Below are 12,327 nucleotides of genomic sequence, written 5' to 3'. Positions count from 1 at the left end.
CTCACCGGGCGGCCCGCAGCCCTTCCGTCAGCAGCGACACGTACCGGCGGACGCCGTCCCCGTCCCCGTTCGCCAGCTCCACCGCCGTCGCCACGCCGTGCGCCAGCCGCAGCACCTCGACGGGCTCGACGTCCGTCCGCAGGGCGCCCTCCCGCTGCGCCGCCTCGACCAGCCGGGTCGCCGCGACCCGCACGCGCGTGCCGCAGGCGGTGACCGCCGCGACGCTGCCGTCGGTGACGGCCGACCCGAGCAGGGCCTTCATACCGCGGACCTGGAGGGTGCCGACGCACAGCTCGTTCAGCCACTCCACCAGCGCCTCGCCGGGCGGCAGCCGCGCGCCGAGCTCGTCGGCGCGCGCGGCGAGCGCCTCGATCCGGTCGACGTACGCCGCCTCCAGGAGCGCCTGCCGGGTCGGGAAGTGCCGGTACAGCGTGCCGGAGCCGACCCCCGCCCGCTTGGCGATGTCGTCGAGGGACGCGCCCTCCCCGTGCGCGGCGAAGGCCTCGGCCGCCGCCCTCAGCAACCGTTCGTAGTTGCGGCGGGCGTCCGCGCGCATCGGCTTGACCGGCGCCATCCAGTTACTCCTTGCGAGCCGGGGACACGCTCCGTATGGTAGCGACATGAAACGGAGACAGTCCCCGGTTGAGTCCGCGGACTCCCCCGGGCCACCGTCGGACCGGCCCGCGTCGGCCGGCGTCCCGGGCCCGCGTGACGTCCTGGCCCGCTACCGCCGCGCGATGCTCGACTCCTCGGCCGACGACCTGGCCGACCTGTACGCGCCCGACGCCGTCCACGAACTGCCGTTCCCGTTCCCCGGCCTGCCCGCGCGCTGCGACGGACGCGAAGAGGTGCGCGCCGCGTACCGCGCCGCCTGGGGCGCGAGCCCGGCACGTCCGGAGCGCGTCGTCGAGGTGGCCGTCCACGACTCCACCGACCCCGAGGTGATCGTCGTGGAACAGGTCGTCACCGGCACCCTCGCCACCACCGGCGCGCCGTTCCGGGTCCCGGGCCTGCTGGTGATGCGGGTGCGCGACGGCGCGATCGTGCACGTCCGCGACTACCTCGACGGACTGGCGGCGGTCCGGGCCGCCGACCGGCGACCGGCGCACGGGGCCGCGGCGGACCGGACCACGACGGGCTAGGACAGCGCACTGCACACGTTCGACGCGGGCCGGCCGCCCCGGCGAGCCGGCTCGGTGCTTGTCGATCGGCGCGTCTTCCGTTCCGCCACACCGGTACTCGCATCGGTGACGGGATCCGGACCCGCGGCCGCCCCATGACGAGTGGAGGCAGGTCCTGCCTTCGCACCTGGACGTACATCACGTCAGGGGGCGGGCCGCGGGCCGCGCGAACGAACTGGTTAGCCCTTCTTCTGCCGCTTCCAGGGCCCGGTGATCGCCAGCATGATGCCCGGCGTCTGGATGTTGGCGTAGAGGGTCTTCCCGTCGGGCGAGAAGGTGACGCCGGTGAACTCGCTGTACTCCGGCTCGTCCTCGGTGCCGATGTTCAGCTCGTTGCGGGCGATCGGGTAGGTGCGGCCGCTGTCGGTGGCGCCGAACAGGTGCTGGACGCCCTCGCCGTCCTCGGCGATGACGAGGCCGCCGTAGGGGGAGACGGTGATGTTGTCGGGGCCGTCGAAGGCGCCGTCCTCCGACGGGTCGGGGTTCACGCCGAGCAGCACCTTCAGGGTCAGCGTCCGGCGCTTGGGGTCGTAGAACCAGACCTGGCCGTCGTGCCGGACGGGGCTCTCGTCACGGGCGTACGAGGAGACGACGTAGGCGCCGCCGTCGGCCCACCACATGCCCTCCAGCTTGCGGGCGCGGGTGACCTCACCGTCGGCGAACTGCTTGCGCACGGCCACGGTCCTCGCGTCGCGGTCGGGGACGTCCACCCAGTCGACGCCGTACACGGTGCCGGTCTTCGTGGCGCGGGAGAGGTCGTCGACGAACTTGCCGCCGGCGTCGTAGCACTTGGGCGCCTGGAGGACGCCGGCGTCGTCGGCGAGGGTGCGGAACGCGCCGCGGCCGTACACGAAGCCCTTCGGCGGGGTCCAGCGGAAGAACAGGCCGTTGGGGCCCGAGGCGTCCTCGGTGAGGTAGGCGTGGCCGCGCTTGGGGTCGATGACGACGGCCTCGTGGTCGTAGCGGCCGAAGAACTTCAGCGGCTTGGGGTTCTTGTTGGCGCGCCGGTCGCGGGGGTCGACCTCGAAGACGTAGCCGTGGTCCTTGGTCATGCCGTTGGTGCCGGCCCGGTCGGAGTTCTCCTCGCAGGTCAGCCAGGTGCCCCACGGGGTGCTGCCGCCCGCGCAGTTGGTGGAGGTGCCGGCGATGCCGACCCACTCGGCGACCTGTCCGTCCGGGCGGACCTCGACGACCGTGCAGCCGCCGGACGCGGCCGGGTCGTAGACCAGGCCCTCGGTGAGCGGGACGGGGTGCTCCCAGTTGGCGCGCGGGCCCTTCAGCTCGTGGTTGTTGACCAGGAGGGTGGTGCCGCGGGGGCCGTCGAAGGTGGCCGTGCCGTCGTGGTGGGAGGGGGTGAACTCGCCCGACTCCAGCTTGGTCTTCCCGCTGTGGGTGATGACCCGGTACGTGAAGCCGGCGGGCAGGGCGAGGACGCCCTCGGGGTCGGGGATCAGGGGTCCGTAGCCGACCCCGCCGTGCCCGGCCGCCGGCTTCTGCCGCGCGTGCTCGGTGTCCGCGCTGTCGGCGTCCGTCGACGCGAGGGCGTTCGGCGCGGTGGCGAGGGCGCCGACGGTGCCCGCCAGCGCGACCCCGGCACCGGTGACCGCGGATGTTCTGGCGAAGTCCCTGCGGGTGAGCGACATGGTGTCTCCTGAGACGGTGGACGTGCCGTGGAGGGTGGCGGACCTCGGGTCGGCGACACCGTTTCGCCCGTGTCTGAACGGGGGTTGAACGCAGGGCTGCGTCAGGGGGTCACCTTCCGTGAACCCGTGCGGACCGTCTCCGTCACCGGCGCGGGACGTCCCACCGCGCACACCGCACAGGGTCACCCGCGGCGAACAGGATGCGGGGCCGCCCCACCGCGCGGAATCCCCACCCCGCGCAGGGCCGTCCGGCACGCACGCCGGCCTCCGCGCGAGACCGTCCACCCCGCCGGGCCCGGCGACGCGTCCGGCACGCGGCGGTCCCGCCGGCCTCCCGGACGGGGCTCCTCACCCCGCGTCGGACCGGCCCCCGCGCCGCGGGCCTTCCCTCACCCGCCCTGCTGTGACCGCGCCTTGAACGCGGCCTTGCGGGCCTCCTTGGCGATCCTCTTGTCCGGGTGCAGCCGTCCCATCGCCTCCAGGACGTCGGCCGTGGCCGGGTGGTCCACCCGCCAGGCCGCGGCGAAGAAGCCGCTGTGCTGCTGGGCGAGGCCCTCGACGAGTCCCTGGAGCTCCTCCGAGTTGCCCTCGGCGGCCAGTTGCGCGGCGACGGTGTCGATGGTGAGCCAGAAGACCAGGTCCTCGGAGGGCGCCGGCACGTCGGCGGCGCCCAGTTCGCTCAGCCAGACCCGGGCGAGACCGCCCAGTTCGGGGTCGTCGAGCACCTCGCGCACCGCCGGTTCGGCCTGTGCGCCGACCAGGGAGAGGGCCTGCTGGCAGCGCAGCCTGCGCAGCGGCGCGCCCGGGTCCGAGCCGCGGGCGGAGGCGAGCAGCTCCCGTGCGGCGGCGAGGGGTTCGCGGCGGGCCAGCCACTGCTCGGTCTCGGCGCGCGCGGCACGGGGCCCGTAGGAGGCGCTGGCGTCGAGGAGGGCGTCGGCGCCCTTGTCGGCGAGGTCGCCGACGGCGGGCGCCTCGAAGCCGGCCTCCAGCAGCCGGGCCCGCAGGCCGTACACGCCGAGCGGGGTGAGGCGGACCATGCCGTAGCGGGCGACGTCGGTCTCGTCGACGGGCGCGGCGGGCTCCTCGGCGGCCTCGTCGGCGTCTCCCAGGAGGGCTTCGTCGACGGGCTGGTAGACGACGAGACCGATCGGCTCCAGGAGCCGGAACTGGTCGTCGAGGCGCACCATCGCGTCGGAGACCCGCTCCAGCATGTCGTTGGTGGGGTCGCCCGTGCCACCGGGGACGATCATGGAGGCGGCGAGCGCGGGCAGCGGCACGGGGCCCTCGCCGGGGCCGTCCTCCCCGGCGGTGAGCAGGTAGAGGTTGCCGAGCACGCCGTCGAGGAAGGCGGCCTCGCCCTCGGGGTCCCAGTCGAGCCGGGAGAAGTCGACCTCGCCGCCCTCGTCCATCGCGTCGATCAGTTCGTCGAGGTCGGGCACGCTCGCTTCGGCGAGCACCGCCTCCAGGGCGGCGAGCCAGACCCCGAGCGCGTCGTGCGGGGAGCCCGCGGTCAGCAGGGCGAGTCCCTCGCCCGCGGTGACGACGCCGGCCTCATCGTCGGCGATCTCGACGAGTCCGGCGTCCACGGCGATCCGCCAGGCCTCGCTCGTGTGCGCGGCGGCCTCGTCGCCGGTCAGTCCGAGCACCTCGGCCGCGGCGGGCACCTGCTCGTCGACGAGTCCGCCCCCCGCGTCGACGCGGGTGTCGGGGCCGGCCCAGCGGGCGAGGCGGGCGGCCCGGGAGAGCAGAGGGGTGGACAGCGCGGCGCGGGCCAGTTCCGCTTCGGGACGCAGCCGTACGGGCGGCAGGGGGGCGCTGTCTGACATCGGTTGGTTCTCCTAGGACGGTCGTGCCACTCAGTCGCTCAGCCTAGACGGATTTCCACCCATGCCGCCCGGTTCATCTCCCGGCCGCCTTCCGTACATGGCCGAAACCTTGACAACTGACATGGACAGGCTGGAGATTGACGCGCGTAGAAGTTGGGGGGACAGGTGTTCACTGTTTTTTCTCCGCGCGTCGTCCGCGTCCCACGCCTCACCCTCGTCCCGGCGCCCACGCACGTCCCCGGAGGGATCCCGTTGCCTAGCAGGTCTTCCGCGCGCCTCGCCGCGCTCACCGTCGCCGCCGTGTGCTCCGCGGCGTCCACCGTCGTCATCGCCGCGCCCGCGCACGCCGACGCGGTCCGCGTCCACGACATCCAGGGCACGACCCGTATCTCGCCGTACGCCGGACAGCAGGTCACGGATGTGGCCGGAATCGTCACCGGCGTGCGCACCTACGGCTCCTCGAGGGGCTTCTGGATCCAGGATCCGAACCCGGACGCCGATCCGGCCACCAGCGAGGGCGTGTTCGTCTTCACCAGCTCCACACCGAAGGTCGCCGTCGGTGACGCCGTCACCGTCACCGGCACGGTCTCGGAGTTCGTCCCGGGCGGCGCCTCGTCCGGCAACCAGGCGGTGACGGAGATCGTCCGCCCCACGGTGACCGTGGTCTCCGGCGGCAACGCGGTCCCGGCCGCGACCGTCGTCGACGCGAAGTCGGTCCCGGCGGCGTACGCCCCGGCCGGCGACCCGGCGGCGAACAACTCGATCAACGGCCTCACGCTCCAGCCCCGGAAGTACGCCCTGGACTTCTACGAGTCCCTGGAGGGCATGAACGTCCAGGTCGGCGACGCCCGCGTGGTCGGCGCCACCGACCCGTACACCGAGCTGTGGGTCACGGTGAAGCCGTGGGAGAACCGCAACCGCCGCGGCGGCACGGTCTACGGCTCCTACGACGCCCAGAACACCGGCCGGCTCCAGGTCCAGTCGCTCGGCAAGACCGCCGACTTCCCGACGGCGAACGTCGGTGACACGCTGACCGGCGCCACCGCGGGTCCGCTGGACTACAACCAGTTCGGCGGCTACACGATCGTCGCCAACCGGATCGGCACCCTGAAGAGCGCCGGTCTGGAGCGCGAGACCACGCGGAAGCAGAAGAGCGGCGAGCTGGCGGTCGCGACCTACAACGTCGAGAACCTCGACCCGTCCGACGCCACGTTCGACGAGCACGCCTCCGCGATCGTGAACAACCTGAAGTCGCCCGACATCGTGTCCCTGGAGGAGATCCAGGACAACAACGGCGCGACGAACGACGGCACGGTCGCCGCCGACCTGACCGTCACGAAGCTGATCGACGCGATCGTCGCGGCGGGCGGCCCGCGCTACGACTGGCGCGCGGTCGACCCGACGGACAACGCCGACGGCGGCGAGCCGGGCGGCAACATCCGCCAGGTGTTCCTGTTCAACCCGCAGCGGGTCTCCTTCACCGACCGCGCGGGCGGCGACGCCACGACCGCCGTCGGCGTCACCGAGGTGCGCGGCAAGGCGGCCCTGACGGTCTCCCCCGGCCGCATCGACCCGGCGAACGCGGCCTGGAACTCCAGCCGCAAGCCGCTGGTGGGCGAGTTCGTCTTCCGTGGCCGCACGGTCTTCGTGATCGCCAACCACTTCAACTCCAAGGGCGGCGACCAGGGCCTGACCTCCCAGTACCAGCCGGTGGCGCGCAGCTCCGAGACCCAGCGCCACCAGCAGGCCGCGCTGGTCAACGCGTTCGTCAAGGACGTCCTCGACACCCAGAAGAACGCGGACGTCATAGCCCTCGGCGACATCAACGACTTCGAGTTCTCCGGGACCGCCCAGATCCTGGAGGGCGACGGCGAGCTGTGGTCGGCGATCAAGTCGCTGCCGAAGAGCGAGCGTTACTCCTACCTCTACCAGGGCAACAGCCAGGTCCTCGACCAGATCCTGGTCAGCCCGTCGATCCGGCGCGGCTGCGACGTCGAGTACGACAGCGTCCACCTCAACTCGGAGTTCAACGACCAGATCAGCGACCACGACCCGCAGGTGCTGCGCTTCAAGCCGTGACCCCGGCCGGGGAATCGCGCGGGGCCGCCCGGACACGCTTCCGGGCGGTCCCGCCGCGTCGGTCCCCGGGCCGCGGTGTCCGTCGGGGTCGTCGGCGGGGGCGGGGTGGGTGCCGGTTCGACGGGTCATGGCCGCCGCCCTCCGGCCCCGAGCGAGACGCAGGCCGAGGCGTCCTCGCCGGACGGGCAAGGGTGGGGCCCGGCACCCGCGGTGGGGTGCCGGGCCCTGACCGTTCGCCGGCCCCGTCCGTCTAGCAGCCGGTCCGGCGCCGCGTCAGCACGACCGCCGTGACGACGGTCGCGCCGGCGGCCGCCACGATCATCACCGGCCGCGGGTGCCGCTTGGCGAACTCCACCGGCGGACGCAGCGGTCCGGGGACGCGCCGCTCGACGGTGTGCCCGGCGTCGGCCGCCCTGTGCTGGAGCGTGTGACCGGTCTCCCGGGCCTTGTCCTGAAGCGCGTGACCGGCGCCCTTCGCCCTGTCCTGCACGGCGTGCCCGGCACCCGTCGCCCTGTCCTGCACGGCGTGCCCGGCGCCCCTCGCCCTGTCCTGGACGGTGTGTCCCGCGCCCCTCGCCCTGTTCTGGACGGTGTGGCTGGCCTGGGCCGCCGTGCTGCGCAGCTGGACCGTCATCGCGCCGGCCCGGTCGCGCAGGTCGGCCGCGCGGGCTCGCGCCCGGCCCCGGAGGTCGGCCTTCGCCGCCAGTTCCTCCACGGTGTTGCCGAGCTGGTTCCTGGTCTCCGCGATCTGCCGGCGCAGCTCCGCGGCGCCGCCCGCGCCGTGCCCGGAGCCGTTCGCCGCTGTCCTGTCCGTCATCGGTGCGCCCTTTCCCTGATCTCCTCGACGTCCGCCCTGACGCTGCCGAGGGCTTGCTCAGGGGTGGGGGGTGTGGCCTGGCGCAGCTGACCGCGGCCGGTCACGGCCAGCACGGCGGCGATCACGAACAGCACCGCCGTCACGATCAGTGCCGCGGCCCAGACGGGCAGCGCCAGCGAGAGGGCGGCGACGCCCGTGCCGGCGAGGGCGAGCAGGCCGGCGTAGGCGAACGCGCCCGCCGCCCCGAGCAGACCGCCACCGCGGCCGGCGCGACGGCCCTTCTCGGTCAGTTCCTCCTTGGCGAGGGCGATCTCCTGCCGCACGAGCCGGGAGAGCTGCTCGGTGGCCTGGCCGACCAGTTCGCCGACCGTCCGGTGCCCGTCGTGGACGGGCCGGGTGTCCATGGTCCCGGTCACGGTGCCTCCTCTCGTTCCGGAAACACCCGGGTACCCCCGGCGGGGCGCCGCTACCCCCGCGCCGCCCGGCCGCGGCCACACCCGCCGAGGCGGTGCCGGCGGAGCGGGAAACCGGACGTCCGATCCGGGCGCACCCTCTCCCACGTTCCAGCTCCCCTTATCAATACCTCGTAGACAATTTAAGTGGAGCTACACGATCGACGGGTCGAGACTACCGCCATGACGCACGCGACGAACACGGGAACCGCACGCCCCTCCGCTGCCCCCTTCGGCCGCGCCCTCTGCGCGATGGTCACGCCCTTCACCGAGGGGGGCGCCCTCGACCTGGACGGCGCCCGGCGCCTCGCCGAGCGGCTGGTGGCGGGCGGCTGCGACGGGCTCGTCCTGTCCGGCACGACGGGCGAGTCGCCGACGACGACGGACGCCGAGAAGGCCGAACTGGTGCGGGCCGTACGCGCGGCCGTCGGCGAGCGGGTCTCCCTGGTGGCGGGCGTGGGCACCGCCGACACCCGCCACACCGTCGAGCTCGCCCTGGCCGCGGAGGAGGCGGGCGCGGACGGGGCGCTGGTGGTCAGCCCGTACTACAGCCGCCCTCCGCAGGACGCCCTGGAGGCGCACTTCCGGGAGGTCGCGGACGGATGCGGACTGCCCGTCATGCTGTACGACATCCCCGGGCGCACCGGGACCCGCATCGAGCCGGAGACGATGATCCGGCTCTCCGAGCACCCCCGGATCGTCGCCGTCAAGGACTGCTCCTACGACCTCCTCGGCGCCCAGAAGGTGCTGGCCCGCACCGGGTTGGCGTTCTACGCGGGCTGCGACGAGCAGATCCTCGCCCTGTACGCGGTGGGGGCGACGGGATACGTCAGCACCGTCGCCAACGTCGTGCCGGAGCACCTCCGGGCCGTCATCGACGCCTTCGACGCCGGCGACACCGTCCGCGCGGCGCGACTCCAGCGGGACGCCACGGAGCTCATCGAGTCGATGACGGCCTCCGGACTCCCCGGAACGGTGACCGCCAAGGCCCTCCTGAACGCGCTGCACCTGCCGGCCGGCCCCGTCCGGGCGCCCCTGCGCGAGGCGGGGCGGGAAGCCCTCGCAGACCTGCGGGCGGCGCACGAGCGCCTGACGCGGCGATAGGCTCGCGTTCTCGGCGCGGATCCGCCGTTCGCAGCCGGGCCCGTCGTTGTTCCGCTGCGACCGGTTCGGTATACCTGCGAGCGAGCCTTCCGACCGTGCTCCGTCGTGCGGCTCAGAACCTCCGGAGACGTCGCCGTACAGCAGCGAAGCACAGCAACCACCGCAAGTGCAGTTGCCTGCCGACAACGGTCAAGGGCCCGGCCACCAGTTCACCAGACCTCGGTGACCTCCCGGCCGAGAGTTCGGAGTGAAGAGGTCGTGGGTTCACATCCCGCCACCCCGACAGCGCAGTACCAGATCGGCCGCCTACCGCTTCCCAGCTTCTACGGTCACTTCGGATCGTCTCCCGCCACCCTGCTGCTACGGTCACGTCCATGACGCTCTCGGTCCCCACGGGTCAGTCCGTCGATCTACGGGTGCAGCCGGTCGAGGAAGTCCTTGACCATGTCGCGCGGTCCCTCCGGGTGCGCTTGCTCCTGGACACGATGGTGCGCAAGCGCCGGTCCGTGGGGGCCCGGACGGACCGCGGTACCTGGGTCCGCATCGAGCGGCGCCCGCTCGAGAAGATCACGGATCAAGGGTGGAACGGCACCGAGTGTGCCGCTCGCCTGGAAGGTGTCGCCCAGCCGGTCTGGCGGGGATGTGCGGTCTGGCGGGACGCGGACGGGCCGGTGATGTGGCGGGCCGACGAGACCGGTCTCCTGCCGGCCGCCCCCGTCGGAAGCGCCGTCCTGAGTGAGGCACCGGAACTGCCGGAGGTGTGGTGGAAGGCGTTGAACGCCTCGCTGGACGCACTGGCGGCTCATAGGACGAGGCGGGTCGCCACTCCGGACACCGACACCATCACCCAGGAACTGGTCACCGAGTCCATCCGCGGTGTCTTCCCCGGCGACTTCGATACGACCGTCCGGCGATGGGTGCCGGCCCACGCGGACCTGAACTGGGCCAATGTGACCGCTCCGGTGTTCTGCCTCTTCGACTGGGAGGACTGGGGGAACGCGCCGCAGGGGCTGGACTCCGCGTCACTGTGGGCGAGTTCGCTCGCCGTCCCCGCTCTGGCCGATCGCGTACGACGGGAGCGTCGGCACGACTTCGAGAGCCGGGACGGCAAGCTGATGACGCTGTTCGTCTGCGCGAAGATCCTCGGACCGTACGCGCACCCGGAGGACCCCCGGCTGGAGCCCGCACGGCGCACGGCCGAGCAGATCGTCGAGGAGCTTCAGGCGGGCTGACCGCGCGAGCGGTCGCGAAGGAGTCCTCGGTACTCGTGAACGGTCCGCTCCTCGACCTCACCGGTCAGGGCGTCGACGAGTTCGCCCAGGTGGGCGGGGTCGTCGGTGCCCACGGCGACGGAGCCGACCCTCGGGAGGCGGTAGGCGACCCGGAAGGCCGCCTGCACCCGGGAGAACCGGCTGCTGTCGCGCAGGAAGACGCGCGGGTCGGTCCTCGTCCACACCGGAGCGTCGGCGTTGCCGCCGAAAGGGCTCATCCCCCACACTCCACGGTCGCCGAGGTCCCATGCCCTGACGAGGGCGTCGGCGGCGTCGAGCGCTCCGGCCCCGACCAGCAGGCCGGCGCGGACCATGAGGACCGACGGCCTCGGTGTCGTCGGGTCGACCAGGTCCAGCAACGGCGACGGATCCCAGGAAGCGACGCCCCAGGCGGCGCACAGTCCTTTCGCCGCGGCATCGTCGAGTGCGGAACACGCTCGCGCCAGCATGTCCCGGCCGTGAGGAGCGGTATCGCGGAGCGAGTGTTCCGGATTATGCAGGAACACCAGGTCGGGCTCCCGACCGAGGCCCTCGGCCGCCTGTTCCACAGCCGCGTGCAGCCGTACGGGGTCGAGGCAGTGCTCCCCGCCGTTCCGCCCCGGGAAGTATCCGACCTTCGTGGAGACCCTGAACTTCGGCAACAGGTCACCGGCTGTCCGCGCCAGGACCTGGTGTGAGCGGAAGCCGAGGTAGTTGGTGCTGGTGTCGAGCGCGGTGACGCCGAGATCGAGCGCTCCGGTCAAGAGGCGGCGTTCGTGACGAGACCGGTGTAGCCCGAGGACAACTCGGGGGTCAGCACCGCGCACAGTTCCTCCTCCACCAGGATTTCGGCGAGTTCCTTCATTTCCGCCCCGACGACGGCCGCGGCCCGTTCCAGTGGGACCGGCCTGCCGCTCAGCAACAGCCGCAGCGCGGGGATGACTTTGGCCGTGAAAGTCAGCTTCTTCCCTGCGGCCACGACGTCGACGGTCTCTCCGTTCTCCTGGATCCGGGGTGGGAAGTGGGTGGTGCACACGACGGCGTCGAGCGGTCCGAGGATGCCGAGGAACGGCACGTGGCGTGGCAGGGTCGTCTCCTGCTCATACGCGGTCAGGAAGTCAGCCGGGGAACGCTCACCGATCAGGTTGGTGGCGGCCTCGGTCAGGGCCTTGTCGTCGGAGCCCTGACCGCGCTCCAGATCGTGCCGGAAGATCTCGCGTTCGCGGCACCAGTCCGCCAGCCAGGCGAGCCAACTCGCTCCGGTGCGCTTGGTGATGCCGAACGTGACATGGAGGCTCTTTCCCGAGCCGCTGCCGGTCCGGGTTGCCTGGTGCCAGTGCCCTCGGGGAATGTGCATGACGTCGCCGGTCTTCAGGGGACCGGACCAGACGATCTCATCGCTCGGGATGTTGTTGGGGTCGGAGTCCCGGTACATGGGAACCTTGCGGGAGGTCGAGCGCACCTCCCATTCCTTCTCGCCCGCGAGCTGCACGATCACGACGTCGTGGTCGTCCCAGTGCAGGGGAAAGCCGGCGGCGTCGTTCGTGGTCAGGTACGCGTTGACCTGCACGCGCTCGCAGGACCACCACTGCAACGCCCGGCACGCGACCTCCATCGTGGGATCGAAGACGTTGGCCTGGTCGAGGATGAGCGTCGCGCCTTCCCGCAGGAGCCGCCCGAGGCTGCGCATGTCGACCATCGGGATGCTCTGCCCCCGAGGGCTGACGCTGTCGGTGTAGTAGACGGCCGGGTGCACCTCCTCGCCTTTCTGGAAGCACCGGAACTGCGGACGGTTGAGACTCCTGCGCATCGCGATGTCGAGCAGGCGGTTCGGGGTCAGGAGGCGGGAGACGAGTGCGGGGTCGTCCATGCTTCCCCGTACGAAGCCCTTGCCCAGCTCTTCCGCTCCGCTCCACCCGAGCGCCGTCTCGATCGCGCTGATCAAGCGGTGTTCCCTCACTGCGTCCTCCATGGG

The 12,327-nt window shown here is 72.4% G+C and carries 11 protein-coding genes; 4 read left to right on the top strand and 7 right to left on the bottom strand.

All coding sequences use genetic code 11. From position 1 onward, the window contains the following. Position 1 precedes the first annotated feature (1 nt). Positions 2-574: a TetR/AcrR family transcriptional regulator gene (locus tag ACH4F6_RS26135; protein WP_397962764.1), complete on the bottom strand. Its 573-nt coding sequence runs from the start codon at positions 572-574 to the stop codon at positions 2-4. A 46-nt stretch (positions 575-620) separates the two neighbouring features. Here ACH4F6_RS26135 and ACH4F6_RS26130 point away from each other — a divergent pair, with 46 nt between their 5' ends. Continuing rightward, positions 621-1,142 carry a nuclear transport factor 2 family protein gene (locus ACH4F6_RS26130; protein WP_397962763.1) on the top strand — a complete coding sequence of 174 codons (522 nt, stop codon included), beginning with the start codon at positions 621-623 and terminating at the stop codon, positions 1,140-1,142. Between the two features lie 218 nt (positions 1,143-1,360). Here the strand turns inward: ACH4F6_RS26130 and ACH4F6_RS26125 are convergent, their stop codons facing one another. Both ACH4F6_RS26125 and ACH4F6_RS26120 read right to left on the bottom strand, forming a co-directional pair. Further along, positions 1,361-2,824 carry an alkaline phosphatase PhoX gene (locus tag ACH4F6_RS26125; protein ID WP_397962762.1) on the bottom strand — a complete coding sequence of 488 codons (1,464 nt, stop codon included), beginning with the start codon at positions 2,822-2,824 and terminating at the stop codon, positions 1,361-1,363. Positions 2,825-3,213: 389 nt separating this feature from the next. Then, positions 3,214-4,650: a hypothetical protein gene (locus ACH4F6_RS26120; protein WP_397962761.1), complete on the bottom strand. Its 1,437-nt coding sequence runs from the start codon at positions 4,648-4,650 to the stop codon at positions 3,214-3,216. 252 nt (positions 4,651-4,902) lie between these two features. Between ACH4F6_RS26120 and ACH4F6_RS26115 the strand changes: the two genes are divergently transcribed. Then, on the top strand, positions 4,903-6,729 hold the full coding sequence (locus ACH4F6_RS26115) for an endonuclease/exonuclease/phosphatase (protein WP_397962760.1): 1,827 nt from the start codon (positions 4,903-4,905) through the stop codon (positions 6,727-6,729). Between the two features lie 250 nt (positions 6,730-6,979). Here ACH4F6_RS26115 and ACH4F6_RS26110 read toward each other — a convergent pair whose 3' ends face one another. Both ACH4F6_RS26110 and ACH4F6_RS26105 read right to left on the bottom strand, forming a co-directional pair. Then, positions 6,980-7,546, bottom strand: a complete 567-nt coding sequence (locus ACH4F6_RS26110) for a DUF3618 domain-containing protein (RefSeq protein WP_397962759.1) — start codon at positions 7,544-7,546, stop codon at positions 6,980-6,982. Then, positions 7,543-7,962: a phage holin family protein gene (locus ACH4F6_RS26105; protein ID WP_397962758.1), complete on the bottom strand. Its 420-nt coding sequence runs from the start codon at positions 7,960-7,962 to the stop codon at positions 7,543-7,545. The genes ACH4F6_RS26110 and ACH4F6_RS26105 overlap by 4 nt, the downstream gene beginning before the upstream one ends. A gap of 219 nt (positions 7,963-8,181) precedes the next feature. On the opposite strand from ACH4F6_RS26105, the gene dapA reads away from it, so the two are divergent. Both dapA and ACH4F6_RS26095 read left to right on the top strand, forming a co-directional pair. Next, entirely contained in the window at positions 8,182-9,102 is a 921-nt protein-coding gene (dapA, locus tag ACH4F6_RS26100; RefSeq protein ID WP_397962757.1) for a 4-hydroxy-tetrahydrodipicolinate synthase, read from the top strand. A 374-nt stretch (positions 9,103-9,476) separates the two neighbouring features. Further along, positions 9,477-10,334 carry a hypothetical protein gene (locus tag ACH4F6_RS26095; protein WP_397962756.1) on the top strand — a complete coding sequence of 286 codons (858 nt, stop codon included), beginning with the start codon at positions 9,477-9,479 and terminating at the stop codon, positions 10,332-10,334. Here ACH4F6_RS26095 and ACH4F6_RS26090 read toward each other — a convergent pair. Both ACH4F6_RS26090 and ACH4F6_RS26085 read right to left on the bottom strand, forming a co-directional pair. Beyond that, positions 10,322-11,179, bottom strand: coding sequence for an aldo/keto reductase (locus tag ACH4F6_RS26090; RefSeq protein ID WP_397962755.1), 858 nt, complete (start codon positions 11,177-11,179; stop codon positions 10,322-10,324). The genes ACH4F6_RS26095 and ACH4F6_RS26090 overlap by 13 nt on opposite strands. Then, positions 11,113-12,312, bottom strand: coding sequence for a JmjC domain-containing protein (locus ACH4F6_RS26085; protein WP_397962754.1), 1,200 nt, complete (start codon positions 12,310-12,312; stop codon positions 11,113-11,115). Before ACH4F6_RS26085 ends, ACH4F6_RS26090 begins: the two co-directional genes overlap by 67 nt. Positions 12,313-12,327 lie beyond the last annotated feature (15 nt).

Origin of the sequence: Streptomyces sp. NPDC017936 (assembly GCF_044328485.1) — a bacterium.
In the GTDB taxonomy this organism is placed as follows: domain Bacteria; phylum Actinomycetota; class Actinomycetes; order Streptomycetales; family Streptomycetaceae; genus Streptomyces.
The sequence above is the reverse complement of the archived record's forward strand: the minus strand, read 5'-3'. Positions and strand labels throughout refer to the sequence as shown.

Bases quoted from the DNA above. Each gene is read 5' to 3' on its own strand.
- ACH4F6_RS26135 (WP_397962764.1), bottom strand. From the start codon at position 574: ATGGCGCCGGTCAAGCCGATGCGCGCGGACGCCCGCCGCAACTACGAA.
- ACH4F6_RS26130 (WP_397962763.1), top strand. From the start codon at position 621: ATGAAACGGAGACAGTCCCCGGTTGAGTCCGCGGACTCCCCCGGGCCA.
- ACH4F6_RS26125 (WP_397962762.1), bottom strand. From the start codon at position 2,824: ATGTCGCTCACCCGCAGGGACTTCGCCAGAACATCCGCGGTCACCGGT.
- ACH4F6_RS26120 (WP_397962761.1), bottom strand. From the start codon at position 4,650: ATGTCAGACAGCGCCCCCCTGCCGCCCGTACGGCTGCGTCCCGAAGCG.
- ACH4F6_RS26110 (WP_397962759.1), bottom strand. From the start codon at position 7,546: ATGACGGACAGGACAGCGGCGAACGGCTCCGGGCACGGCGCGGGCGGC.
- dapA (WP_397962757.1), top strand. From the start codon at position 8,182: ATGACGCACGCGACGAACACGGGAACCGCACGCCCCTCCGCTGCCCCC.
- ACH4F6_RS26095 (WP_397962756.1), top strand. From the start codon at position 9,477: ATGACGCTCTCGGTCCCCACGGGTCAGTCCGTCGATCTACGGGTGCAG.